Source organism: Lacrimispora brassicae (assembly GCF_054772055.1).
This window is the reverse complement of record NZ_BRYH01000048.1, coordinates 40,889-65,399: the sequence shown is the minus strand read 5'-3', so window position 1 is coordinate 65,399 and position 24,511 is coordinate 40,889. Positions and strand designations below refer to the sequence as shown.

20 protein-coding genes and 3 tRNA genes are annotated in these 24,511 nt (G+C 44.7%); 21 read left to right on the top strand and 2 right to left on the bottom strand.

Annotated elements, in window-relative coordinates; all coding sequences use genetic code 11:
• Window positions 1-74 precede the first annotated feature (74 nt).
• Together ACYVD3_RS21360 and ACYVD3_RS21355 are read left to right on the top strand one after the other, a co-directional pair.
• Complete coding sequence (locus ACYVD3_RS21360; protein ID WP_460644517.1) at window positions 75-1,775, top strand: peptide ABC transporter substrate-binding protein; 1,701 nt, start codon at window positions 75-77, stop codon at window positions 1,773-1,775.
• A gap of 546 nt (window positions 1,776-2,321) precedes the next feature.
• Window positions 2,322-3,335 carry a 4-hydroxythreonine-4-phosphate dehydrogenase PdxA gene (locus tag ACYVD3_RS21355; protein ID WP_460644516.1) on the top strand — a complete coding sequence of 338 codons (1,014 nt, stop codon included), beginning with the start codon at window positions 2,322-2,324 and terminating at the stop codon, window positions 3,333-3,335.
• Between the two features lie 78 nt (window positions 3,336-3,413).
• Here ACYVD3_RS21355 and ACYVD3_RS21350 read toward each other — a convergent pair whose 3' ends face one another.
• Window positions 3,414-4,301: a helix-turn-helix domain-containing protein gene (locus ACYVD3_RS21350; protein WP_460644515.1), complete on the bottom strand. Its 888-nt coding sequence runs from the start codon at window positions 4,299-4,301 to the stop codon at window positions 3,414-3,416.
• A gap of 322 nt (window positions 4,302-4,623) precedes the next feature.
• Here ACYVD3_RS21350 and ACYVD3_RS21345 point away from each other — a divergent pair, with 322 nt between their 5' ends.
• The 19 genes from ACYVD3_RS21345 to pta all read left to right on the top strand — a co-directional run bounded on the left by ACYVD3_RS21345 (window position 4,624) and on the right by pta (window position 24,153).
• Window positions 4,624-5,529: a carbohydrate ABC transporter permease gene (locus tag ACYVD3_RS21345; RefSeq protein ID WP_460644514.1), complete on the top strand. Its 906-nt coding sequence runs from the start codon at window positions 4,624-4,626 to the stop codon at window positions 5,527-5,529.
• Window positions 5,529-6,359, top strand: coding sequence for a carbohydrate ABC transporter permease (locus tag ACYVD3_RS21340; RefSeq protein WP_460644513.1), 831 nt, complete (start codon window positions 5,529-5,531; stop codon window positions 6,357-6,359). The genes ACYVD3_RS21345 and ACYVD3_RS21340 overlap by 1 nt, the downstream gene beginning before the upstream one ends.
• A 33-nt stretch (window positions 6,360-6,392) precedes the next feature.
• Window positions 6,393-7,772 carry an ABC transporter substrate-binding protein gene (locus ACYVD3_RS21335; RefSeq protein WP_460644512.1) on the top strand — a complete coding sequence of 460 codons (1,380 nt, stop codon included), beginning with the start codon at window positions 6,393-6,395 and terminating at the stop codon, window positions 7,770-7,772.
• A gap of 20 nt (window positions 7,773-7,792) precedes the next feature.
• A complete protein-coding gene (gene melA / locus ACYVD3_RS21330; protein ID WP_460644511.1) occupies window positions 7,793-9,100 on the top strand; it encodes an alpha-galactosidase in 1,308 nt (435 codons plus the stop codon).
• A gap of 165 nt (window positions 9,101-9,265) precedes the next feature.
• Window positions 9,266-9,967, top strand: coding sequence for a UMP kinase (pyrH, locus tag ACYVD3_RS21325; protein ID WP_460644510.1), 702 nt, complete (start codon window positions 9,266-9,268; stop codon window positions 9,965-9,967).
• Between the two features lie 13 nt (window positions 9,968-9,980).
• Entirely contained in the window at window positions 9,981-10,535 is a 555-nt protein-coding gene (gene frr, locus ACYVD3_RS21320; RefSeq protein ID WP_460644509.1) for a ribosome recycling factor, read from the top strand.
• Window positions 10,536-10,601: 66 nt separating this feature from the next.
• Window positions 10,602-11,324 (top strand): isoprenyl transferase, encoded by a 723-nt coding sequence (locus tag ACYVD3_RS21315; RefSeq protein WP_460644508.1) that lies wholly within the window; start codon window positions 10,602-10,604, stop codon window positions 11,322-11,324.
• Between the two features lie 19 nt (window positions 11,325-11,343).
• Entirely contained in the window at window positions 11,344-12,144 is an 801-nt protein-coding gene (locus ACYVD3_RS21310; protein WP_460644507.1) for a phosphatidate cytidylyltransferase, read from the top strand.
• Between the two features lie 101 nt (window positions 12,145-12,245).
• Window positions 12,246-13,388: a 1-deoxy-D-xylulose-5-phosphate reductoisomerase gene (locus ACYVD3_RS21305; protein ID WP_460644506.1), complete on the top strand. Its 1,143-nt coding sequence runs from the start codon at window positions 12,246-12,248 to the stop codon at window positions 13,386-13,388.
• Between the two features lies 1 nt (window position 13,389).
• Complete coding sequence (rseP, locus tag ACYVD3_RS21300; protein ID WP_460644505.1) at window positions 13,390-14,448, top strand: RIP metalloprotease RseP; 1,059 nt, start codon at window positions 13,390-13,392, stop codon at window positions 14,446-14,448.
• A gap of 151 nt (window positions 14,449-14,599) precedes the next feature.
• Complete coding sequence (gene ispG, locus ACYVD3_RS21295) at window positions 14,600-15,667, top strand: flavodoxin-dependent (E)-4-hydroxy-3-methylbut-2-enyl-diphosphate synthase (protein ID WP_460644716.1); 1,068 nt, start codon at window positions 14,600-14,602, stop codon at window positions 15,665-15,667.
• An 8-nt stretch (window positions 15,668-15,675) separates the two neighbouring features.
• Window positions 15,676-20,226 carry a PolC-type DNA polymerase III gene (locus ACYVD3_RS21290; RefSeq protein ID WP_460644504.1) on the top strand — a complete coding sequence of 1,517 codons (4,551 nt, stop codon included), beginning with the start codon at window positions 15,676-15,678 and terminating at the stop codon, window positions 20,224-20,226.
• Between the two features lie 154 nt (window positions 20,227-20,380).
• A tRNA-Pro gene (locus tag ACYVD3_RS21285) sits at window positions 20,381-20,454 on the top strand.
• 25 nt (window positions 20,455-20,479) lie between these two features.
• Window positions 20,480-20,551: transfer RNA gene (locus ACYVD3_RS21280), tRNA-Glu, on the top strand.
• 146 nt (window positions 20,552-20,697) lie between these two features.
• Window positions 20,698-20,841: a hypothetical protein gene (locus tag ACYVD3_RS21275; protein WP_460644503.1), complete on the top strand. Its 144-nt coding sequence runs from the start codon at window positions 20,698-20,700 to the stop codon at window positions 20,839-20,841.
• A complete protein-coding gene (locus tag ACYVD3_RS21270; protein WP_460644715.1) occupies window positions 20,816-21,133 on the top strand; it encodes a flavodoxin domain-containing protein in 318 nt (105 codons plus the stop codon). Before ACYVD3_RS21275 ends, ACYVD3_RS21270 begins: the two co-directional genes overlap by 26 nt.
• A gap of 243 nt (window positions 21,134-21,376) precedes the next feature.
• On the top strand, window positions 21,377-21,775 hold the full coding sequence (gene tnpA / locus ACYVD3_RS21265) for an IS200/IS605 family transposase (protein ID WP_460644502.1): 399 nt from the start codon (window positions 21,377-21,379) through the stop codon (window positions 21,773-21,775).
• A complete protein-coding gene (locus ACYVD3_RS21260; protein ID WP_460644501.1) occupies window positions 21,775-22,869 on the top strand; it encodes an RNA-guided endonuclease InsQ/TnpB family protein in 1,095 nt (364 codons plus the stop codon). Before tnpA ends, ACYVD3_RS21260 begins: the two co-directional genes overlap by 1 nt.
• A gap of 312 nt (window positions 22,870-23,181) precedes the next feature.
• Window positions 23,182-24,153, top strand: coding sequence for a phosphate acetyltransferase (gene pta / locus ACYVD3_RS21255; protein ID WP_460644500.1), 972 nt, complete (start codon window positions 23,182-23,184; stop codon window positions 24,151-24,153).
• Between the two features lie 155 nt (window positions 24,154-24,308).
• Here pta and ACYVD3_RS21250 read toward each other — a convergent pair.
• A tRNA-Thr gene (locus ACYVD3_RS21250) sits at window positions 24,309-24,381 on the bottom strand.
• Window positions 24,382-24,511: the final 130 nt, after the last annotated feature.

Genomic DNA, 24,511 nt, shown 5'->3' with positions numbered 1-24,511 from the left:
AGATAAGTTGATGCAGTAGCTGATTAAAGTATTATTGCGTTGATAGAATATGATTTTTATTAGGAGGACGATCTATGAAAAAAATGTCACTTGTGTTGGCTGCTGTTATGGCCTCCGGTATGATTCTTTCCGCTTGCGGAGGGAATAATACTGCAGGTACAAAAGCAGGCTCTGACACAACCAAAGCTGCGGCAGCCGACGGCGAAACAACGGCTCCCGCCCAAGGAACATCCGCAGGACTTGATCTTGCAGTCCGCATCGGTCCAGATCCGGAGACCGTCGATCCCGCTTTAAATAGTGCGGTTGATGGTGCCAATATGATTGTTCATGCATTTGAAACGTTGATGGTCGTGGATGCTGATAACAAAATTGTATCTGGTCAGGCAGAATCTTATGATATATCCGAGGATGGACTTACTTATACCTTCCATCTTCGTGACGGACTTAAGTGGAGCGATGGCTCTCCTTTAACTGCCGGTGATTTTGTGTATTCCTGGAAGAGGCTGGCAGATCCAAACACCGCTGCTCCCTATGCAGCAGACATGCTGGGGTATGTAAAGGGCTTTGAAGAGGCAACCGCAGGAAACATTGATGCACTTGGAGTTTCTGCTCCTGATGACAAGACCTTTGTGGTGGAATTATCTGTACCATGCGTTTATTTTGCAAAGCTGCTCACTCATGCAACTATGGTTCCTGTACAGCAGTCCACCGTTGAAGCAAATGGCGATAAGTGGACCTTAACGCCTGCAACCTATGTATCCAATGGTCCCTTAAAGATGATCGAATGGGTACCAGGTTCCCATATTACATTTGCAAAAAATGAGAATTACTGGAATGCAGATAAGGTTACTTTAAATACACTGAAGTTCGTTCTGATGGAAGATCCCAATGCTGCGTACAGCGCATACCAGGCAGGTGAAGTTTCAATGATCAAGGAGCCGCCGACAGAAGAGATTCCAAGCCTTAAGGGGAAAGAAGAATTTCACGTAGAGCCTATCATGGGCACTTATTATATTGATTTCCAGAACCAGAAAGAACCATTTAATAATCCGGATGTGCGTAAAGCTCTGAGCCTTGCCATTGACCGCGATTATGTTGCCAATACGGTTATGCAGGGAACCTATACTCCTGCAACAAACTTTGTGGGACCTGGTATTTCAGATGTGGAAGATGGGTCATTCTTTGAAGAAGTGACAAAAAAGAACAACGGCGGTGATTTCTTTGATGTTGCGAATTATGACGCTGATGTAGCAGAGGCAAAGGAACTTCTTGCGAAAGCAGGTTATCCCGATGGCCAGGGATTCCCAACCATTGAATATATGACCAATGATGCCGGTTATCATAAGTCGGTAGCAGAGTATCTGCAGAGTTGCTGGAAGGAAACTTTAGGAATCAATATGGATATTAAGGTAGTTGAGTGGGGTGTATTTACGCCTACACGCCGCGCTGGCGATTATCAGGTGGCCCGTGATGGCTGGGTATATGATTACGATGATCCATCCAACATGCTGAATCTGATGATGTCCACCAGTGGTAATAATAATGCGAAGTACAGCAATGCAGAAGTTGACAAACTGCTTGATGAAGCCAACTCTGCCGCTGATTTAGCAGAGCATTATTCCAAACTGCATGAGGTTGAAAACATGATCCTGGAGGACGCTGCAATTGCACCGGTTGCTTATTACAATGACTTCTGGTTGCAGGATCCCAAGTTAAAGGGAACATGGCATTCTCCATATGGCTACTGGTTCTTCCAGTATGCTACCATGGAGTAAGAATATCGTTTTTTGATTTAAGAGCGCCCGGGAAATATATCCCGGGCGTTTTCTGTTTGTGCACCCAGCGGGTGCACGTTCTTACGATTGCAAGTCTCAAATCCACCCGGTGGGAAGGACGTACCAAAACAAGACGGAGGAGTACGAAAACTTGGTATTCCAGATGTATTTTGCACACATGACAGCGAATAGCTGAAAGGCTTACTGGTTTACATCTGCATCAAGTACGGTTAACAGAGCGCTGTCAAAAGAAAGACTGATACGCTCGGTATTGTGAGATGGCAGCGGTTAGTCACCACCTCCTACTCGATTACCCGATCTTTCTTCCTAGCCTGAAAACAGCTTTGAAAGGTAAAAGTTTTCGCGAAGGAGAATTTTACAGATAGCAAGAACAGGGATAAGATAATTAAAAATATGGATTAGAAGTGGTTTATCAAAACGTCATATTAAAACATAATGTTATTTTTAACGAACAAAATGCCGTTGTAAATATGAATGGAACATGCTAGTATTAGCTCAAATTTAAACAAAGGAGAGTCTGGTAATATGAAGAAAAAACCGGTGATAGGAGTTTTGCTGGGGGATTATTCCGGGATTGGAACCGAGTTAGTGGTGAAATGCCTGCAGTCGGGGGAACTAAGCAAGGATGCAGTTCCTCTGATTATCGGGCATGAATCCATATTGAAAAGGGAAATGGAGCTTTTACAGGTCAGCTTTGATTATGAAGTGATCAGCAGTGAAACGGATTTTGTAAAAAAGGAACAGGAAATCACAGAGGAAATTACAGTATATGAACTGGAGGAGGCGGATCTGCGCGGGATTAGGTATGGGGAGTTGAATCCTGTTTGCGGGCAGGCAGTTTTTAATATGATCGCTAAGGCGGTGGAGCTGTACCAAAAGGGAATCATTGACGGGATCTGTTATGCACCTTTTAACAAAGGAGCCATGAAGCTGGTCAGGCCGGATATTGAAAGTGAGCTGCAGGTGTTTCAGGAAGCCATGGGATACAGCGGCCTGACCGGAGAAATGAATGTAGTGGAAGGCCTGTGGACTTCCCGGGTGACAAGCCACATCCCTCTGGCCAGGATCGGTCAATATTTAAGTCGTGATAAAATAGAAGAAGCCATTCTGCTGGCAGATCAGACCATGAAGGCGGCGGGCATCACTACACCAAGAATCGCAGTATGTGCCCTGAATCCCCATGCTGGTGAAAACGGGCTTTGCGGCAGGGAGGAGATTGATATAATCCAACCGGCCATCGCTGCTGCCATAGAGAAAAGGGTCTGTGTGGCGGGGCCATTTCCTTCGGATACTATTTTCATCCGGGCCTTCCGGGGGGAATTTGACGGGGTGGTGACCCTGTATCATGATCAGGGCCAGATCGCATTGAAATTGAAAGATTTTGCAAATGCCGTTACGGTGGCCGCCGGACTTCCGGTTCCTGTCACCACTCCGGCTCATGGAACTGCTTTTGACATCGCCGGGCAGAGGGTAGCCGCTGCCAATGCTTTTCTTAGTGCCTACCGGATCGCTGCTGCCCAGGCTGCCGGGCGGATCTGAAAACTCATTGTGTAATCTATGCATTCCGGCCCGCAAAGTGGAAAGTACATCTTAACTCAAGCAGTTTTTAAGTACACCCTAATAAATCAGTTCCCTCTTTGAGAATTTCGAAGGGGGAACATTGAATTTCTTTTTGAACATCCTGGAGAAATTCAGTACATCGGAGTAGCCGCAGGCCATGGCGGCATCGCCGGTTGTCATCCCCTTGAAGGCGATGAGTTCGGCTGCTTTGCTCAGACGCAGATCCATAAGATAGGCCTGGGGGGATTTATCCATATACTTCTTAAATAATGTGCTGAAATAACTTCTGTCCAGATTGATTCGGTCGGCGATCTGGGCGACGGTTAGATCAGGATTCTGATAATTGACCTCTATAAAATTCTTGGCAGCTAAGATATATTCTCTGCTTTTGTTATTTTCCTTGTGCTTCTTTTTATTGATCAGCGCTAAAATCTCAAAAACCTTTGCACAGATAAAATATTCTTTCAGGCTTTCCATGTGCTCGCATTCCATAATCAGACGGAATAGATAGTCACATTCCGGTGCTGAGATTACATCCTCATCAAGAATGGCCGAAAGATCCAGATCGGACATAAAGCCCACCCACCGATAATGCCAGGGCTGCTCTTTGCCGGCTTGGTAGCTGGTGACTTCAAATGGGCGAATCACGAAGATCTGACCTCTGTCAACCGAATATGTGCCCCGGTCGGTGATGAAAATTCCTTTGCCGGAGGAAACGTAGTGAAGCAGGTAATATTCACGCATCTTAGGTCCGTATATATAGCCTGACTCGCAATATTGTTCTCCGCAGGTAAGGGGATTGATATCCGTCAATTGCTGATTGATGATCATGATGTCTTTTCGGCCCATCTCATGCTCGTAGTTGCCGGGGGCGCAGGGATCAAAGACTGTCTGTTTTATGGTATCGGTATATTGCTGTTCTGAAATCTCATAATTGTTCTTCATCGTTAAACCACCCCTCATCATTTCTATAATTCCAAAATTATAACATATAAAACAAACAAAACACAATATGTATTTTTAAAATTATATGTTATCATGTATGAAAAGATATACAAATAAAAAAGATAAAAAACGAAAAGAGATGTTAATATGCATAAAAAATAAAATATTTTTCATCTGTATTAGTGATAATTATGATTTTACTTTTGAATTGTGATATTATTATCAATAGGGAGGAAGGGTGGAGGATTTTTAGAAAAATAAAAAAGTCTGTTTGTTTGAAAATAAAAAAACAACATAATGCAAAAAAAGGATGGTGGGATTATTGGCGAAAAGAGCAGCATCAAATGCAACTATAAAGAAACGTCCGTTTTGGCAAAATGTAAAAATAGTGCCTTACCTTTACATTTTACCCAATATGATTTTATTCATGGCGTTTATGATCATTCCCCTGATTATGACCGGGTATTACAGCCTGGTCAAGTGGAAGGGGCTTGGAAATCCGAAGTTTGTAGGTTTGGATAATTTTAAGAAAATATTGACTGATCAGATATTTTTAACCTCGTTACTAAATACGGTTAAATTCTCCCTCATAACGGTTCCGCTGTTGATGGTTCTGGCTCTTGGATTAGCGGTGCTGTTAAACAGAAAGCTGGTGGGACGGGGATTTTTTCGAAGTGCATTGTATATTCCGTCTATTATATCCATGGTAGCAGCCGGTATGATTTTTATATGGATTTTTAATCCGCAGCTTGGACTGATTAACTATCTGTTGGAATCAGCAGGGTTTACGAAGATCGACTGGCTCAATAACCCCCGTTTTGCAATGATCATGATTGTGGCAGGTACGCTGTGGAGCAGGGTTGGATACAATATGGTGATTTATCTGGCCGGGCTTCAGGGAATATCGTCGGATTATTTTGAGGCGGCCACCATTGACGGCGCCACTGGCTGGCAGAAGTTTTTGTACATAACATTTCCCCTGCTTCAATCCACTCATGTATTTATACTGATTACCTGTATTATTTATTCGTTTAAAACTTTTGATCTGATTTATATCATGACAAAGGGCGGGCCGCTCAACGCTACCAAAACCCTGGTCGTGTATATCTATGAGACAGCATTCCTTAAAAATAACTATGGGCAGGCATCGGCGTCCGGAGTAATCTTGTTTGTGATTTTGTTCCTGTTTACATTGTTTCGATATAAATTCCAAAAGGAGGAAAGCTGATGGTCAAGAAAAGAATAACTGCCCTGGATGTGTTCGCCTATATCGCGATTATTTGCATCACCATTATTTTTCTCTTTCCGTTTTATTGGATGTTTGTGACGGCGGTTAAGCCGGTGGAGGAAATATTTGCCTATCCGCCCACCCTGTGGCCCAGCCGGTTTGAGCTTGGTAATTTTGCCAGATCGTTTCGGGAAAACAATTTTCTTGTGTATTTTAAGAACAGTACGATTGTAACTGTGTCAGCTACCACGATAACTGTTTTTATTAACCTTCTGGCGGGATTTGCATTCGCTAAGTATAAGTTTAAAGGCAAGGAGCTATGTTTCCTGATCATCTTAAGCACACTGATGATTCCGGTGCAGGTGACCATGATCCCAAACTTTATAATCCTGTCAAAACTTAAGATGGTCAATACCTATGCAGGACTGATTCTGCCGCCATGTGCGGAAGCTTTTGGGCTGTTCTTGTCAAGGCAGTTTATGTCGGAAATTCCCGATGAATTGATTGAGGCGGCCAGAATAGACGGTGCTACCGAGTTTCAGATCTTTACAATGATCATTTTACCCAACACAAAGTCTCTGATCAGTGTTCTGGTGATCTTTACCGTTATGTGGCGTTGGAATGATTTTCAGTGGCCTCTGATCGTACTGTCAAAAAGCAGCATGTATACGGTTCAGATAGGGCTGCAATTACTCAATGGGGCACAGTTTGTCAATTGGAACATGCTGATGAGTGCCGCATTGATCACTACGATACCGGTGCTGATTGTGTTTTTGATATTTCAGAAACAATTTGTACAGGGTATCGCTTCATCGGGTATCAAGGGCTAGTGAAATATAATGTGAATAAACAGGAGGAGCAGAATGAAATCAAAAGCAGGAAAGATGTTAGCAGCAGTTCTTATGGTGTCAGCCATTGTGTTGACGGCAGGGTGTTCGGGAAAAAACACACCGCCGCCGGCTGCAGCCGGCCAGACCGAAACAAACGCCCAGGAAACCGGAGCACCGGCTCAGGCCGAAGCAGCAAATGCAGAAGAATTAAAAGCAGAAGACGGTGCAGTGATCAAGTTCGCTTATTGGGAAGGCTCTCCGTCGGATACGGCAGCCTGGAAAGCGGTTCTTGACCGGTTCCGGAAAGATCATCCGGAGGTTGAACTGGTTGCGGAAGCTTATCCATCCAAAACCTTCCGGGATCAGCTTGATACCATGATCGCCGGCAATGAATGGCCGGATGTAATGCGGTATACCTATCAGAGATTAGGTAAATTTAAAGAAGCGGATGTGATGCTTGACCTGACTGGGAAAATTTCACAAGAGACTTTAGATGATTTGATTCCGGCTTATAAAGAAGCTCTTACTTATGACGGAAAGCTGGTTGGTTTGCCTCATCATACGGATACCATTGCAATTTTCTACAATAAGAAAATGTTTGAGGAAGCGGGAATCCGGATTCCACAGAATGCCAATGATGGCTGGAGTTTAGAAGAATTGACTGACATTTCCAGGAAGCTGAAAGCAGATTATAATCTGGATACAGCATTTTCGGGAATTTGGGAGAATGGTAACGGTTATCGGTTCCTTCCCCTCCTTTACATGAACGGCGGTAAAATCTTAAGTGATGACGGAACTGAAATTGCTATCAATTCTCCGGAGACTCTGGAGGTCCTGACCATGCTGGGCGATTGGACCAAAGAAGGATTGATGCCTAAGGCGAGCTTTCCCCAGGATGCTCAGACCAACATGATGTTCTCGGCGCAAAAGACTGCATTTGTATTTGCCGGAAGCTGGCATACTGCTTTTATGGATGAAAACTTCAAAGACGGCTGGGCTGTTACATATATGCCGCAGGTCAATGGGAAAACAACTTCTGATCTTGGCGGAAACGGATTATTTGCTTATAAAGAAACCAAGTATCCCAATGCCTGTGCCATCTTTATCGACTATATCGCCAGAAAAGACAATATGAAGCTTTTCTGCGAAGAAGGCAATTTTATTCCGGTTTCCCAGAGTCTGATTGCAGAAGGGCTTGAATTTAAGAATTTTCCTGAGGAAATGAAGATTTTCTTAGAGATTGCAGCAACCGTAGATCCTAAGATGGCTCAGGATGAGACCTCCAGCAGGTTCCAGCAATTAAATGTAATCTGGTGTGAGCAGACCGAAGCGCTGATTGTAAACGGTTCCGTAAGCCCCGAAGACACCATGAAAAACCTTGAAGAAAAAATGCAAGAGGCTTTAGACGAATAAGGCGAAGGGAGCACAAAACAATGAAAATCACATTTTTGGGCGCAGGCAGTTCTGTGTTTGTAAGAAACGTCCTGGGTGATTGTATTTTAACACCTGAGATAAACGATGCCACATTTGCACTGTATGATATTGACCAAAGCAGAGTGGAAGAGAGTTACCGGATGATGGTAAATATCAATGCCAATTCAAACAACAACCGTGCTGTATTTAAGAAATACGTTGGTCTGGATGAATTACCAGAGGCTTTAGAAGATGCCGACTTTGTCATCAATGCCATTCAGGTCGGTGGATATGATCCTTGTACCATCTGGGATTTTGAGATACCTAAAAAATATGGTCTGCGCCAAACCATCGGAGACACTATGGGGGTCGCAGGTGTATTCAGGGCTCTCAGGACCATACCTGTTATGGAGATATTTGCAGAGCAGATGAATCGCTGTTGTCCTAATGCACAGCTTTTAAATTACACCAATCCAATGGGAATCCTGACCGGCTATATGCTGCGTCATACGGATATCAAAACCGTAGGGTTGTGCCATAGCGTTCAAAAATGCACAAAGGAATTGCTGACAGGGCTTGGTCTTAAAGATGATACAGATATTCAGTCAAAAATTGCCGGTATTAACCATATGGCATGGCTGCTGGAGATATCAAAGAATGGAAAGGATTTGTATCCTGAGCTTAAAAAGCTGTACCGGGAGAAGGGCTGTGTAGATACCGATAAGGTGCGATTTGAGATCATGGATAAATTCGGCTGCTATGTAACGGAATCCAGCGAGCATAATGCGGAGTATATGCCCTATTTCATCAAGGCGGCCTATCCTGAATTGATTGATTACTACAATGTTCCTCTAGACGAGTATCCCCGGCGGTGTGTGAGAAATATCAAACGCTGGGAAGACATCAAAGCGGAGCTGACTGAGAATTCCAGGTTGACCCATGAAAAGTCCATCGAATATGGGGCCTATATCATACAGTCATTTGTAACCAATCAGCCATATAAGTTTGGGGGCAATGTAATCAATAATGGAATGATCTCCAATCTTCCCATGGAGGCTTGCGTGGAAATTCCCTGCATTTCTGATTCCACCGGTATCACCCCGACCTATATCGGAGCATTGCCGGAGCAGTGTGCGGCTCTGAACCGGACCAACTTAAATGTACAGCTATTGACCATCGAGGCGGCCAGAACCCGGAGTAAAGAGGCGGTCTATCATGCCGCTATGCTGGACCCTCACACAGCGGCAGAGCTGCCTCTTGATAAAATTATCAAGCTCTGTGACGAGCTGTTTGAGGCGCACAAGGACTGGATGCCGGTTTATCATTAAATAAGAAGGAACATCTGAATCTCAAGAGAACATCCGGGAATTATTTCCCGGGTGTTTTGTCTTTGTCCGGTCTTTGTTCCCGGCCTGCAAACTTCCTCTTTCCAACCATCCGAAAGTATGTTATAATCTCCTAAGACAATACAAAAGTACAGGAGAGTTAAGGCTATGAATCCAAGACGTGTATTATTAAAACTCAGTGGCGAAGCACTTGCAGGTCCCAATAAGACAGGCTTTGACGAAGCTACTGTTAAGGAGGTTGCACGGCAGGTTAAAATATCCGTAGAGGCAGGCGTCGAAGTAGGCGTTGTCATTGGCGGAGGTAACTTCTGGAGAGGCAGAACCAGCGATGCCATTGACCGTCCTAAGGCGGATCAGATTGGCATGCTTGCTACCATAATGAACTGCATTTATGTTTCCGAGATTTTCCGTAATTCCGGGATGAACACTCACATACTGACTCCCTTTGAATGCGGTTCCATGACAGAACTTTTTTCCAAAGACAGGGCTAACGGGTATTTTGCACAAGGAGAAGTGGTATTCTTTGCCGGAGGAACAGGCCATCCTTATTTTTCAACGGACACGGGCATTGCACTCCGGGCAATTGAGATGAATGCAGACTGCATTTTGCTGGCAAAAGCCATTGACGGAGTCTATGACAGCGATCCCAAGACAAATCCCAATGCTGTAAAATATGATACGGTCTCCATTCAGGAGGTCATTGACAAACAGCTTGGTGTCATTGATTTAACCGCTTCCATCATGTGTATGGAAAACAGAATGCCCCTTGCGGTATTCAGCTTAAATGAAAAAAATGGCATTGCCAACGCAATGCAGGGAAAAATAAACGGTACCATAGTGACCGCATAACCAGGAGGACGATATGCAGGAAAGTTTACAGATTTATGAAGACAAAATGAACAAGACATTAAAGGCGCTGGAGAATGAATTTATGACGATCCGCGCAGGACGTGCCAACCCACATGTATTGGATAAAATAAAGGTGGACTATTATGGAACTCCCACCCCTATCCAGCAGGTGGGCAATATTTCCATTCCGGAAGCCCGTATGATCTTGATTCAGCCATGGGAGAAGGGCCTGTTAAAAGCGATTGAAAAGGCAATTCTCACTTCCGAACTGGGAATCAACCCCACCAATGACGGCAATGTGATCCGTCTTGTATTTCCGGAGCTTACAGAGGAACGCAGAAAAGAACTGGTAAAGGATGTTAAGAAAAAGGGAGAGGCTGCTAAGATCGCCATCCGCAACATCCGCCGGGATGCCAATGACGCTTTCAAAAAGCAGTTAAAGGCAGAGGAAATCTCTGAAGATGAGCAGGCAGAGGCTGAAGATAAGATCCAGAAACTGACAGACAAGATGGTCGACAATGTCGAAAAAACAGTTGAGGAAAAGTCAAAGGATCTTCTTACTGTATAAAAATCTTAAACAGGGGGGCAGGCATTTTGCCTGTCCTGTTTTGTGTTTTTAAAGGAGCGGCATTCTATGGATAAAAGGAACGAGAATATGGTGATTCCGGAGCATGTAGCCATTATATTGGATGGCAACGGCAGATGGGCAAAAAAACGGGGACTTCCAAGGAGTATGGGCCACAAGGAAGGCTGCGTGACCGTGGAAAAGACGGTAGAGGATGCGGCCCGGCTGGGAATCAAATATCTGACCGTTTATGGTTTTTCAACAGAAAACTGGAAGCGCACCTCAGACGAAGTGGGAGCCTTGATGCAGCTTTTCCGTTATTATATGGTCAGGCTTTTAAAGGTTGCCAAGGCTAATAACGTGTGTGTAAAGATGATCGGCGACCGGAATAAGTTTGATCAGGATATTGTAGAGGGAATCGGCAAGCTGGTGGAGCAGACAAAGAACAATACAGGCCTGACCTTTGTCATTGCAGTCAATTACGGAGGCCGTGATGAGATTGTCCGGGCTGCCAGGAAAATCATAACGGATTCGGTAGAGGGAAAGCTCCAGCCAGAGGACATGACAGAAGAAGTTTTTGCCTCTTACCTGGACACAGAGGAAATTCCTGATCCGGACCTTCTTATACGTACCAGCGGGGAGTTAAGGCTTTCCAACTATCTGCTGTGGCAGCTAGCCTATACGGAACTCTATGTTACGGACTGCTATTGGCCTGATTTTAATATGGAAGAAATGAAAAAGGCAATTGCTGCGTACAATAGTAGGGAACGAAGATTTGGGGGAGTGAAGTAATTCGGAGGGAGGAAGCGCCATGTTTACAACCAGACTGATAAGCGGAGTCATTCTCGTTTTAATTGCTCTTTTTACAGTTGGAAGCGGAGGAGTCTTGCTTTTTGCCACAACCATTTCCATTTCCATGATTGGTTTGTTTGAGTTGTATCGTGTGATGAAGATACAGAAAAACCCATTGGGGTATATTGGGTATGTGACGGCCCTGTCCTATTATGGGATGCTGTGGTTTCATGAAGAGCGGTTTATGATGCTCATGTCCATTGCATTTTTGATGATCCTCATGAGTATTTATGTATTTACCTTTCCAAGGTATCAGATGGAAGAGGTGACAGTGGCCTTTTTTGGAGTTTTTTATGTTGCTGTCATGCTGTCTTATCTTTATCAGGTCCGCACTATGGCGGACGGGAAATACCTGGTGTGGCTGGTGTTTTTAAGCTCATGGGGATGTGATACCTGTGCTTATTGCGTGGGAATGCTTATGGGAAAGCATAAGCTGGCTCCGGTACTCAGCCCTAAAAAATCCATAGAAGGGGCAGTGGGAGGAGTGGCAGGTGCGGCACTTTTGGGAGTTCTTTACGCATCTGTTTTTGGTGGGTTCATGACGGAAATACGCAATCCTCAGGTTGCCTGCGGACTGGCTTGCGCCATTGGGGCAGTGATCTCCCAAATCGGGGACCTGGCTGCGTCTGCAATCAAACGCAACCATCAGGTGAAGGATTATGGAAAACTGATTCCAGGACACGGAGGGATTTTGGATCGCTTTGACAGCATGCTTTTTACAGCCCCTGCTATTTATTTTGCGATGACATTCTTGCGTTAAAGAATATCTTCATCTGGAATTTTTGAAACACCTTACAGGTGTACCTTTTGCCCGGAAAGAATGGCAGTAAATTGGAAAAGAAAAGGAGTAAGCAGCATAAGATGAGGAGAATAGCAATCCTGGGTTCAACGGGATCCATTGGGAAACAAACTCTGGAAGTAGCTGAAAATCAAAAGGACATAGAAGTAACCGCCTTGGCTGCAGACAGCAATATCCGCCTGCTGGAGGAACAGATCAGAAAATTTCATCCAAAGGTGGTTTGCGTGTGGAAGGAAGATAAGGCCAGGGAGCTGGCGGCATGGGTAAAAGATCTGCCGGTCCGCATTGTTTCCGGAATGGATGGACTAATTGAAGCAGCCACAGAAAGCTCTGCAGAAATCGTGGTCACTGCCATTGTTGGAATGATAGGGATACGCCCTACCATCGCGGCCATTGAAGCTGGTAAGGACATTGCCCTTGCAAACAAGGAAACTCTCGTGACTGCAGGACATATTATCATGCCCCTGGCAAAGGAACGGGGAGTGAAGATCCTTCCTGTGGACAGTGAACACAGCGCCATCTTTCAGTGCTTAAACGGAGAGGATAAAAAAGCCATCCGTAAGATTCTTTTAACGGCTTCCGGCGGCCCTTTCCGGGGGAAAACAAAAAAAGAGCTGGAATCTGTACAGGTGGAAGATGCATTAAATCATCCCAACTGGTCTATGGGCAGGAAGATTACCATTGATTCCTCTACCATGGTCAATAAGGGCCTTGAAGTGATGGAAGCCAAGTGGCTTTTCGATGTAGAAATGGATCAGATCCAGGTGGTGATCCAGCCTAAGAGCGTGATCCATTCCATGGTAGAATTTGAGGACGGAGCAGTGATGGCCCAGCTTGGAACGCCGGATATGAAGCTTCCGATCCAGTATGCGCTCTATTATCCGGAGAGGAGACTGCTTCCTGGGGAACGTTTGGATTTCTGGACCATGGGTCAAATTACTTTTGAAAAACCAGATATGGTAAATTTTCCCGGACTAAGATTGGCTTATCTTGCCGGCAGGGAAGGCGGAACGCTTCCAACAGTTTTCAATGCTGCCAATGAACGGGCAGTTGCCAAATTTTTAAATAGAGAAATTTCATATCTAACCATAACTGATATGATAGAGGGGGCTATGAACGGGCATACTGTAAAGGAGAATCCTACAGTAGAGGAAATTCTTGAAGCAGAGGCTGCAGCTTATGAATATATAGAAAGCAGGTGGTAAATTGTCCAGTGTTATCGTAGCGATTCTGGTTTTTGGACTGATCGTATTAATTCATGAATTAGGGCATTTTTTATTCGCAAAAATGAACGGGATCGCAGTGGTTGAGTTTTCAATCGGTATGGGACCAAGACTGGTCCGTTTTAAAAAGGGAGAAACCATTTATTCCATTAAGGCACTGCCCTTAGGCGGTTCCTGTATGATGCTGGGAGAAGATGAGGAAGATCCTGATGAGAGGGCATTCCAGAATAAATCAATTCCTGCCCGGATGTCGGTGATTGCGGCCGGTCCTATATTTAATTTTATTTTAGCCTTTTTCCTGGCTGTGATCCTTGTGGGGATGAATGGATATGATACTACTTATATAAAGGAAGTAACAGAAAAATCCCCTGCCTATGAGGCAGGAATCCGTCCCGGAGATAAGCTTCTTAAGATCAATGGGGAGAGTGTATCCATGTACCGGGATTACATCCTTTATAAGCTTTTAAGACCTGAGGAAAAGATGGATCTGGTGGAATTTTCCAGGACCGATCCGTCTACCGGCACCGCTAAAATCCAGTCTGCAACTGTTACGCCCCAGTATTCAGCAGAAAGCGGAAAGTATTTAATCGGTATTACCATTGCACCTGAGAATAAGAAGGCGGCTTCATTTGGAGAACTGGTAAAATACGGATACATGGAAATGGAATATGATGTGAAACTGACAGTAAAAAGTCTTGGCATGCTCTTTACAGGAAAGGCAAGCGTCAATGATTTAAGCGGTCCCGTAGGCATTGTGGTCATGATTGATGATTCTGTTAAGGCAGGACTTTCGGTCAGCATTGCTGCGGCCCTTATGAATGTGATCAGCATGTGTATCCTGCTCAGTGCAAACCTGGGCGTTATGAATCTTCTTCCTATTCCGGCCCTTGACGGAGGGCGGCTTTTGTTTCTGATCATTGAAGCTATCAGAGGCAAGCGCATGGACCCGGAAAAGGAAGGCCTGGTCAATATGATCAGCATGGCAGCTCTTATGGCTCTCATGATTTTTGTAGTGTTTAACGATATCAGCAGGTTTACGTAAGCAAGCCATAGTTACACAGGCAGCGGGCCAAACCAACTTGCCTGCATGTTTACCTGGCCGCTGCCGTGATAACCGGATGGAACTGGCGAAGCTGGTTGCTTCCGGTTTGAGGCATGCACAGGATTTCCAGTGTGGGAAAGGCGTAAGCAGAATGGAGGAACCCATGAGCAGAGAAGGAACAAGAGTAATCCGTATTGGAGACCGGGTGATCGGCGGAGGAAATCCGGTCCTGATCCAGTCCATGTGCAATACAAAAACACAGGATGTGGAAGCAACCGTTAGCCAGATCAAAGCTCTGACAGAGGCGGGCTGCGATATCATCCGGGTTGCGGTGCCGGACATGGATGCGGCGGCGGCCTTAAAACAGATAAAAAAGCAGATTTCCATTCCCCTGGTAGCTGACATTCACTTCGACTACCGGCTGGCTATGGCTTCTATAGAATCCGGAGCGGATAAAATCCGGATCAATCCCGGGAATATCGGATCAGCCGACCGGGTCCGGGCAGTGGTGGAAAAGGCCAGGGAATATGATATTCCCATCCGGGTAGGTGTAAACAGCGGTTCCCTTGAGAAAAATCTGATTGAAAAGTACGGTGGAGTGACTGCAGAAGGAATTGTGGAAAGTGCTCTACATAAGGTTCGCATGATCGAAGAACTGGGATATGAAAATCTTGTCATCAGCATTAAATCCTCTGATGTGCTCATGTGCGTCAAAGCCCATGAGCTGATCGCCGGACAGTCAGATTATCCTCTTCATGTGGGAATAACCGAAGCCGGCACTTATGTTTCCGGAACGGTGAAATCCTCTGTAGGCCTGGGAATCATTCTTTACCAGGGAATCGGGGATACCATCCGTGTTTCCCTGACAGGAGATCCGGTAGAGGAAGTAAAGGCCGCAAAGCTGATTTTAAAGGCACTGGGTTTGAGAAAAGGCGGTGTTGAAGTGGTATCCTGCCCGACCTGCGGAAGGACCAGGATCGATCTGATCTCTCTGGCAAATCAGGTGGAGGAAATGGTTTCAGGCTTTGACCATCTGGATATTAAAGTGGCTGTCATGGGCTGCGTGGTAAACGGGCCGGGAGAAGCCAGGGAAGCGGATCTGGGTATTGCGGGAGGAATCGGAGAAGGCCTTTTAATGAAAAAAGGAGAGATCATCCGCAAGGTGCCGGAAGCTGAACTTCTCAATGCCCTGAAGGAAGAACTTATGAAAATGCAATAGGTGATAGAATGGCAAAAAAATTTTTGGAAGTATTTCCAAGCTTACATATCACAGATGAATTACGGGAGCTTTTAAATCTGGTGGAAGTGGAAAAGGTCACTTTAGGCAGAGATAGAAGCTCTATTCGTGTTTACCTGATGAGTCCAAGATTAATACATAAAAAGAATATTTACGGTTTAGAAAAGGGGATCAAGGACCAGCTTTTTCCTTCCAAACGGCTTACCATAAAGATTATAGAGCGGTTCCGCTTATCGGGCCAGTATACCCCTCAGAAGCTGTTAAAGGCCTATCGGGAAAGCCTTTTAGCGGAGCTTAAGAATTACAGTATTATTGAGTACAACATGTTACGCAAAGCGGAGTTCCTGTTTCCGGAGCCGGACCTTCTTAAGATGACGGTGGAAGATACCATTGTTACCCATGAAAAGGCCGGGGATTTAAAGCGGGTCCTGGAAAAGATTTTTCATGAACGCTGCGGCATGCCGGTGGAGATCCAGTACGAATATGTGGCTCCCAAGGAAAATGAGCTGGCAAAGCAAAAGGAGCTTCAGATGCAGCGGGAGGTGGAGGAGATCGTAAGCCGGACCTCTCTGGCAGTTAAAAAGGAAGAAGACCGGAATGAGTATGGTTCGGGAAACAGCCAGGGAAATGCCGGACCTTCCTTGATGGATGGATCTTCCGTAGATGCCTTGGCTGCAGGATATATGGCTTCTGCCCCGGTTGACCAGGCTCCCGTGCCTTCACTGCGCATGGGCGGGAAAAAGGAAGCACCAAAGGCAGGAGATTCCGGTGGCGGGAAAAAGGAGTGGAGGGATTTTAAAAAGGGCGGTAATTCTTACGGGCGCCGCTCGGATAATCCTGACGTTTTATACGGCCGTGACTTTGACGGGGAAACCATTGAGATTGAAAAAATCGACGGTGAAATCGGTGAAGTGGTCATTCGCGGCAAGATTTTAACTGTGGACAGCAGAGAACTGAGAAGCCAGAAGACCATCATGATCTTTGATGTGACGGATTTTACAGATACGATCACTGTGAAGATGTTTGCCAGGGAAGAGCAGATTGAGGATTTAAAGGCAGCCGTGGTACAGGGAACCTTTATACGTATTAAGGGAGTTACCACCATCGATAAATTCGACGGAGAACTGACCCTTGGGTCAGTGGTGGGAATTAAGAAATCTGAGGATTTTATGGGAAAGCGGGTGGACAACAGCCTTGAAAAGCGGGTGGAGCTTCACTGCCATACGAAAATGAGCGATATGGACGGGGTTTCTGAGGTCAAGGATATTGTGAAACGGGCAAAACGGTGGGGGATGCCTGCCATTGCCATAACAGATCACGGCTGTGTCCAGGCATTCCCTGATGCCAATCATGCCCTGGACAAGGGAGATACCTTTAAGCTGATTTATGGAGTAGAAGGGTATCTGGTGGATGATTTGAAGCAGTTGGTGGAAAATTCCAAGAACCAGGGTTTTTCGGATTCCTATGTGGTGTTTGATATTGAGACAACCGGCTTTAGTTCTTCCAGGAACCGGATCATTGAGATCGGAGCGGTAAGGGTGACAAATGGGGTTACTACTGATAAATTCAGCACCTTTGTGAATCCGGATGTCCCCATCCCCTTTGAGATCGAGCAGCTTACAGGCATCAATGACAACATGGTTCTTCCTTATCCCAAAATCAATGAAATCCTGCCGCAGTTTCTGGAATTTTGCGGGGATTCTGTTCTGGTAGCCCATAATGCCTCCTTTGACGTAAGCTTTATCGCCCATAATGCGGGGAAGCTTAATCTGGCCTTTGAGCCCACCGTGATTGATACGGTGGCTCTTGCAAGGCTTCTCCTTCCCAAACTTAACCGCTATAAGCTGGATACGGTTGCAAAGGCGCTGAACATTTCCCTGAAAAACCATCACAGAGCGGTAGACGATGCAGGATGTACGGCTGAGATGTTCGTGGCATTTGTGAAAATGCTCCGGGAACGGGGAGTGGAGACTCTTGACGAGCTGAACGGGTTAAGCACCATGTCTGCTGATATGATCAAAAAGCTTCCCACCCATCATGTGATCATTCTGGCTGCCAACGACGTGGGAAGGGTGAACCTTTATCGTCTGATTTCTTGTTCCCACATTGATTTTTATGCAAGAAGGCCCAGAATTCCCAAAAGCGTGCTGAACCAGAACCGGGAAGGGCTGATCGTAGGCTCTGCCTGTGAGGCGGGAGAACTTTACCAGGCCCTCCTTCGTGGCGTTTCCGATGCAGAGGTTGCAAAGCTGGTGAACTTTTATGACTATCTGGAAATACAGCCCTTGGGAAACAATGGGTTCATGCTCAGGGATGAGAAAAGTACAGTAAAGTCGGAACAGGATTTGATCGACATCAACAAAAGGATCGTGACCCTTGGAGAGCAGTTTGGAAAGCCGGTCTGCGCTACTTGTGACGTTCATTTTCTGGATCCTGAGGATGAGGTTTACCGAAGGATCATTATGACAGGCCAGGGCTTTAAGGATTCTGATGATCAGGCGCCCTTGTATTTACGGACCACTGAGGAGATGTTAAAGGAATTTGAGTACCTGGGGCCAAATAAGGCGGAAGAAGTGGTAATAAAAAACACAAGAAAAATTGCTGACATGTGTGAAAAGATCTCTCCTGTACGTCCGGATAAGTGCGCGCCGGTCATTGAAAATTCCGATGAGGATTTAAGGCAGATCTGTTATGACAAGGCCCATGCCATCTATGGGGAGAACCTTCCGACCATTGTTACGGAGCGGCTGGAAAGAGAGCTTCATTCCATCATATCCAACGGATTCGCGGTTATGTATATTATTGCCCAGAAGCTGGTTTGGAAATCCAATGAGGATGGGTATCTGGTAGGCTCCAGAGGCTCTGTCGGATCTTCCTTTGTGGCCTATTTGTCAGGTATTACGGAAGTAAACTCTTTAAGTCCTCATTATTATTGTGCTGCCTGTCATTATTATGATTTTGATTCGGAAGAAGTAAAACAGTTTTCCGGTATGGCAGGCTGCGATATGCCGGATAAGGTTTGTCCGGTGTGCGGACGCCCCCTGGCAAAGGACGGATTTGATATTCCCTTTGAAACCTTCCTGGGCTTTAAGGGAGACAAGGAGCCGGATATTGACTTAAACTTCTCCGGTGAATACCAAAGTAAGGCCCATGACTATACGGAGGTCATCTTTGGCAAAGGCCAGACCTTCCGTGCGGGAACCATTGGTACCCTGGCAGATAAAACCGCATTCGGCTACGTGAAAAATTATTATGAAGAACACGGTGTGAGAAAACGCAATTGTGAGATCAGCAGGATCGTACAGGGCTGTGTGGGGGTCAGGAGAACCACCGGGCAGCATCCGGGAGGAATTATCGTACTTCCCCATGGAGAGGAGATCTATTCCTTTACTCCGGTCCAGCGGCCTGCCAACGATATGACCACCATGACAGTAACGACCCATTTTGACTACCATTCCATTGACCACAACTTATTAAAGCTTGATATTCTGGGGCACGACGATCCTACCATGATCCGTATGCTTCAGGATTTGATCGGATTTGACCCGGTAAAGGATATTCCCTTAGACAGCAAGGAAGTCATGTCCCTGTTCCAGGATACCTCGGCCCTGGGGATCAAGCCGGAGGATATCGGAGGATGCAAGCTTGGAGCTTTGGGCGTTCCGGAGTTTGGTACGGATTTTGCCATGCAGATGTTGATTGACACGCAGCCTAAGTATTTCTCTGACCTGGTGCGCATTGCCGGTCTTGCCCATGGTACGGATGTGTGGCTTGGAAATGCCCAGACCCTGATCCAGGAAAAGACAGCCACCATTCAGACGGCGATCTGTACCCGTGACGATATTATGATTTATTTGATATCAATGGGAATCGAAGAAGGCCTTTCTTTTTCCATTATGGAGAGCGTCCGAAAGGGAAAAGGGTTAAAGGAGGAATGGGAGGAAGAGATGACCGCCCACGGAGTTCCGGATTGGTATATCTGGTCCTGTAAAAAAATCAAGTACATGTTCCCTAAGGCCCACGCTGCTGCCTATGTTATGATGGCCTGGCGAATTGCTTATTGCAAGGTGTTTTATCCTTTGGCTTATTACGCCTCCTTTTTCAGCATCAGGGCCAACGGCTTCAGCTATGAGCTGATGTGCCAGGGGCCGGATAAGCTGGAACATTATCTGGCTGACTATAAGAAACGGATGGATACTCTATCCAAAAAGGAGCAGGACACCTTAAGAGATATGAGAATCGTACAGGAGATGTACGCCAGAGGATATGAATTTATGCCCGTTGACATTTACCGGGCAAAGGCAAGGCATTTCCAGATCATTGACGGCAAGCTGATGCCATCCTTAAGCAGCATTGACGGACTGGGAGAAAAGGCGGCGGATGCCGTTGTGGATGCGGTAAAGGACGGATCCTTCCTGTCCAGGGAAGATTTCAGAAACAGGACAAAGGTCAGTAAGACCGTTTGTGATCTGATGGGGGACTTGGGCCTTCTTTTTGAACTTCCGGAATCCAATCAGTTGTCCCTGTTTGACCTGGGCTGATGAGGGAAAAATAAAAACCTCTGATGCCCGGGATTTTCCGGACAGAATAATTACAGAATTTTATAGTAATTTTTCCAGAATTTTAAAATAATAAAAAAATTTTGAAAATAAGGTTGACATACGCTGGAATTTATATTATACTACCTAACGTAATCGAGGCGTGGCTCAGTTTGGTAGAGCGCTGCGTTCGGGACGCAGAGGTCGCAAGTTCGAATCTTGTCGCCTCGATTCTGCATCAAAGATATTTGGTCATGGCCTATTGGTCAAGCGGTCAAGACGCCGCCCTCTCACGGCGGAAACCCGAGTTCGATTCTCGGATAGGTCATAATAAAAACCTTCAGGTGCAACCTGAAGGTTTTTGCGTTAAATGAAACAATTTAAAAATGGGCTCTGATATTTTTTGATTGATGGTATACAACCATTGGGAACACATAGGTTTGTCATAAATATAGAATATAAGAGGAACCTGTTATGAACAAAATTGCTGTTGTATTTCAGTCAAAATATGGGGCCACCAGAAACTATGCGCAGTGGATCGCAAAGGAATTACCCTGTGATCTGCTGGAAGGGAAACACATAAAAGCAGTTGGTGATTTTTACCTGCGGACTGGCTGACCCTTCCAATGCAATTATTAGGGAACAAATTCAAAAGAGCCTGGATAAGGTGCTTTCTCCGGACATGAGGGATAAGATCAAAGTGTTTCATTTTCGCGGAGCCATGGATTATTCCAAACTCAGCCTGATGCACCGTGCAATGATGGCTATGGTCTGTAAAATGCTGGCAAAAAAAGCTGAAAATACTTTGACAGATGAAGAGAAAGAGATGCTTGCCAATTACGGAAAAACCGTTGATTTTACAAATAGGGAAACAACATTGCCGCTGATAAATTATATACGGGGTTTATAAGTATTGCGGGGCAAAAGTGGATTACATTTCACTTGATGAGATAAAGGATAAAGTGGATTTTTTAACAGATTTTAGCCGAGAATTTCCCCGTCCTCTTAGGCGGTGGGCTGAATCGGTTTTTGTAGTAAGGTGTGGTTACGTATTTTGTAACCATATGGCAACAACCCACAAGAATGGCTTGCAAAAGAAAAAGATTAGATATATAATATAATCAGTCGAACGAAAGGAAAATAGCTTATTATAATGGAATTAGATAGCAATGCACATTCAGTATTTTTGCTGCATTATCATTTGGTGCTTGTGGTGAAATACCGAAGAAAAGTCTTTGACAACACGGTTTCCCATAGGGCAAGGACTATTTTTGAGTATATCGCCCCAAAATATCATATAACATTGATGGAATGGAATCACGACAAAGACCATGTACATATATTGTTTCGTGCACATCCAAAAACAGAAGTGAGCAAATTTATTAATGCATACAAAAGTGCAAGCAGTAGGCTGCTTAAGAAAGAATTCCCGCAAATTAAGCAAAAATTATGGAAAGATTATTTCTGGAGTCAGAGTTTTTGCTTAATAACGGCAGGAGGCGCACCACTTTCAGTAATAAAGCAATATATTGAATCGCAGGGGGAAAAGTAATGAACAAGGCTTATGTCTTCAGGCTTTATCCAAATAAAGAACAGAGAACCTTGTTGACTAAGACATTTGGCTGTACAAGGTTTATTTGGAATATGATACTGTCGGATAAGAAAGATTATTACGAAAGGACGGGCAAAACCCTAAAGACAACGCCCGCAAAGTACAAGAAAGAATTCCCTTGGCTTAAGGAAGTGGACAGTCTGGCACTTGCTAACGAACAGCTGTCTTTAGAGAAATCCTACAAGAATTTCTGGAATGGAAAAGGCAAGGTGGGATTCCCTAAATTCAAGAGTAAGCACAAAGACAAGAATTCTTATACAACTAATTATGTAAATGGAAACATAAGAATCGACCAAGGCAAAATCAAGCTGCCAAAGCTTGGAACCGTAAGCATAAAGCAGCACAGGGAAATCCCAAAGAGCTATCAACTAAAATCTTGTACAATAACACAAGATCCAGATGGAAAATACTACATTTCCATCTTATTTGCGTATGAGGAAAAGCTGGAGCAGCAAAAAGTAAAAGATATCGTAGGTTTAGACTTTTCCATGAAAGAATTGTACGTTGATAGTAACGGAGGGATTCCAGAATATCCAAGATATTATCGCAAAGCACAGGAAAAACTTGCCAGGGAGCAGAGGAAGCTGTCTAAATGCGAAAAATGCAGCAATAACAGGAATAAGCAGAGGAAAATAGTTGCCAAACTCCACAAAAAAGTATCAAATCAGAGAAAAGATTTTCTGCATAAGCAAAGCAGGCAGATAACCAATGCCTATGATGCAGTTGTTGTGGAAAATCTCAACATGAAAGATATGTCAAGGGCATTAAAAATTGGCAAATCCGTTCATGACAATGGCTGGGGTATGTTTGTGCAGTTCATGCAGTATAAATTATATGAAGCTGGGAAACAGCTTATAAAAGTGGACAAGTGGTTTCCATCAAGCAAGACCTGTTCTGTATGTGGAAAGAAAAAGAACGAACTTGCATTATCTGAGAGGGTCTACATCTGTGAATGCGGAAATATAATGGACAGAGATAAAAATGCCGCAATAAATATAAGGCAAGAAGGACTTAGAGTCTTAGGCATAGCCTAAGAGATGATATAAACCGTGGGGCACACGGGGTTAGCTTGTTGATACTGTCGAGATTACTCGGCCTGAGCAAGAAGCCCCCACTTCAAGAGAAAATCATTCAGTGAATGATTTTTTCTAAGTGGTGGGAGTATGTCACTAAGATATATGATGTAGCAGGGCCGGTGGATCCAATTCACAAAAAGGTGTTGGAACTGTTTAAAAATGCAGGGAAGTCAAAATATTTTATAAAATATAGAAATTTAGTTGATTTATTCATGCAACAGGAATTATACTTTATATCATAAAAAGAGTTTAAACAACGGAGGTAAAAACATGTTCAAACATATGATTGCTGCACTGAAAGAGCAAAAGAGAAAAATCGTATTTACAGAAGGAACTGATCCGAGAATCCTGGAAGCGGCAAGCCGCCTTTATAAAGAAGGAATTCTCACCCCCATACTTCTGGGGAATCTTGATGAAATAGATGTGGCTGCCAAAGAATGCGGCTGGCCCATTGACGGCATTGAGAAAATAGATCCTCTTAACTATGGGGAAATTGGAGAAATGACAGCTAAAATGGTAGAGGTGAGAAAAGGCAAGATGGATGAAAATGCTTGCCGGGAAGCGCTTGCCAAATCCAATTATTTCGGTACTATGCTGGTTAAAATGGGGAAAGCAGATTGCCTGCTGGGCGGTGCCACCTATTCCACTGCTGATACGGTAAGGCCGGCTTTGCAGTTGATCAAGACCAAGCCTGGCAGCAAGATTGTTTCCAGTTGTTTTATCCTTTATCGTGAGGCAGAAAACGGCAATGAAATGTATGCCATGGGTGACTGTGCCATTAACCTTAATCCTGATGAAACTGAGCTGGTGGAAATCGTATTGGAAACAGCCAGAACAGCCAGAACCTTTTCCATTGATCCGAAAGTTGCACTGCTGTCTTACAGTTCACTGGGTTCCGGCAAAGGGGAATCTGTAGATAAGGTGCACAATGCAGCCGAGAAATTGAAAGACATGGATTTAGACTTCCTGGTAGATGGGGAACTGCAATTTGATGCTGCGTTCTCTCCGGTCGTGGCTAAGACAAAAGCTCCTGATTCCCCAGTGGCCGGACAAGCCAATACCTTTATTTTCCCCAACATTGATGCCGGTAACATCGGATACAAAATTGCACAGCGTTTAGGAGGCTTTGAGGCGTTCGGCCCTATATTACAGGGATTAAATGCTCCTATTAACGACCTTTCAAGAGGCTGTAATGCAGAGGAAGTCTATAAAATGTCTATTATTACGGCATCTTTGATATAAGACTTATCATTTCATGAGCCAGATAGAAAGAATACAGATCTGCTGATTTGTGTTCTTTCTTTTTTTATTTCAATGGAATATTATTCCATAGCATTTGAAAAATAAAAATTAATTCATAAAATAAAAAAAACCCCGTAAACACGAGGTTTTCAACCAGCTCCCAGGGGGACTCGAACCCCCGACCTACGCATTACGAATGCGTTGCGCTACCAACTGCGCTACGGAAGCAATCCGGCTTTTCCATATAAGATTTGAGCCTCTGATAGTATAACAGCAAAGCAGTGAAAAATCAACCCCTACATGAAAAAAAACTTAAATTACGTAATGATTGCCAAATCTTCCATAAAAAGCTATAATT

Excerpts from the sequence above, each read along its gene's own strand:
- ACYVD3_RS21360 (WP_460644517.1), top strand. The coding sequence starts at position 75 with ATGAAAAAAATGTCACTTGTGTTGGCTGCTGTTATGGCCTCCGGTATG.
- ACYVD3_RS21355 (WP_460644516.1), top strand. The coding sequence starts at position 2,322 with ATGAAGAAAAAACCGGTGATAGGAGTTTTGCTGGGGGATTATTCCGGG.
- ACYVD3_RS21350 (WP_460644515.1), bottom strand. The coding sequence starts at position 4,301 with ATGAAGAACAATTATGAGATTTCAGAACAGCAATATACCGATACCATA.
- ACYVD3_RS21340 (WP_460644513.1), top strand. The coding sequence starts at position 5,529 with ATGGTCAAGAAAAGAATAACTGCCCTGGATGTGTTCGCCTATATCGCG.
- ACYVD3_RS21335 (WP_460644512.1), top strand. The coding sequence starts at position 6,393 with ATGAAATCAAAAGCAGGAAAGATGTTAGCAGCAGTTCTTATGGTGTCA.
- melA (WP_460644511.1), top strand. The coding sequence starts at position 7,793 with ATGAAAATCACATTTTTGGGCGCAGGCAGTTCTGTGTTTGTAAGAAAC.
- pyrH (WP_460644510.1), top strand. The coding sequence starts at position 9,266 with ATGAATCCAAGACGTGTATTATTAAAACTCAGTGGCGAAGCACTTGCA.
- frr (WP_460644509.1), top strand. The coding sequence starts at position 9,981 with ATGCAGGAAAGTTTACAGATTTATGAAGACAAAATGAACAAGACATTA.
- ACYVD3_RS21315 (WP_460644508.1), top strand. The coding sequence starts at position 10,602 with ATGGATAAAAGGAACGAGAATATGGTGATTCCGGAGCATGTAGCCATT.
- ACYVD3_RS21310 (WP_460644507.1), top strand. The coding sequence starts at position 11,344 with ATGTTTACAACCAGACTGATAAGCGGAGTCATTCTCGTTTTAATTGCT.
- ACYVD3_RS21305 (WP_460644506.1), top strand. The coding sequence starts at position 12,246 with ATGAGGAGAATAGCAATCCTGGGTTCAACGGGATCCATTGGGAAACAA.
- ispG (WP_460644716.1), top strand. The coding sequence starts at position 14,600 with ATGGAGGAACCCATGAGCAGAGAAGGAACAAGAGTAATCCGTATTGGA.
- ACYVD3_RS21290 (WP_460644504.1), top strand. The coding sequence starts at position 15,676 with ATGGCAAAAAAATTTTTGGAAGTATTTCCAAGCTTACATATCACAGAT.
- ACYVD3_RS21275 (WP_460644503.1), top strand. The coding sequence starts at position 20,698 with ATGAACAAAATTGCTGTTGTATTTCAGTCAAAATATGGGGCCACCAGA.
- tnpA (WP_460644502.1), top strand. The coding sequence starts at position 21,377 with ATGGAATTAGATAGCAATGCACATTCAGTATTTTTGCTGCATTATCAT.
- ACYVD3_RS21260 (WP_460644501.1), top strand. The coding sequence starts at position 21,775 with ATGAACAAGGCTTATGTCTTCAGGCTTTATCCAAATAAAGAACAGAGA.
- pta (WP_460644500.1), top strand. The coding sequence starts at position 23,182 with ATGTTCAAACATATGATTGCTGCACTGAAAGAGCAAAAGAGAAAAATC.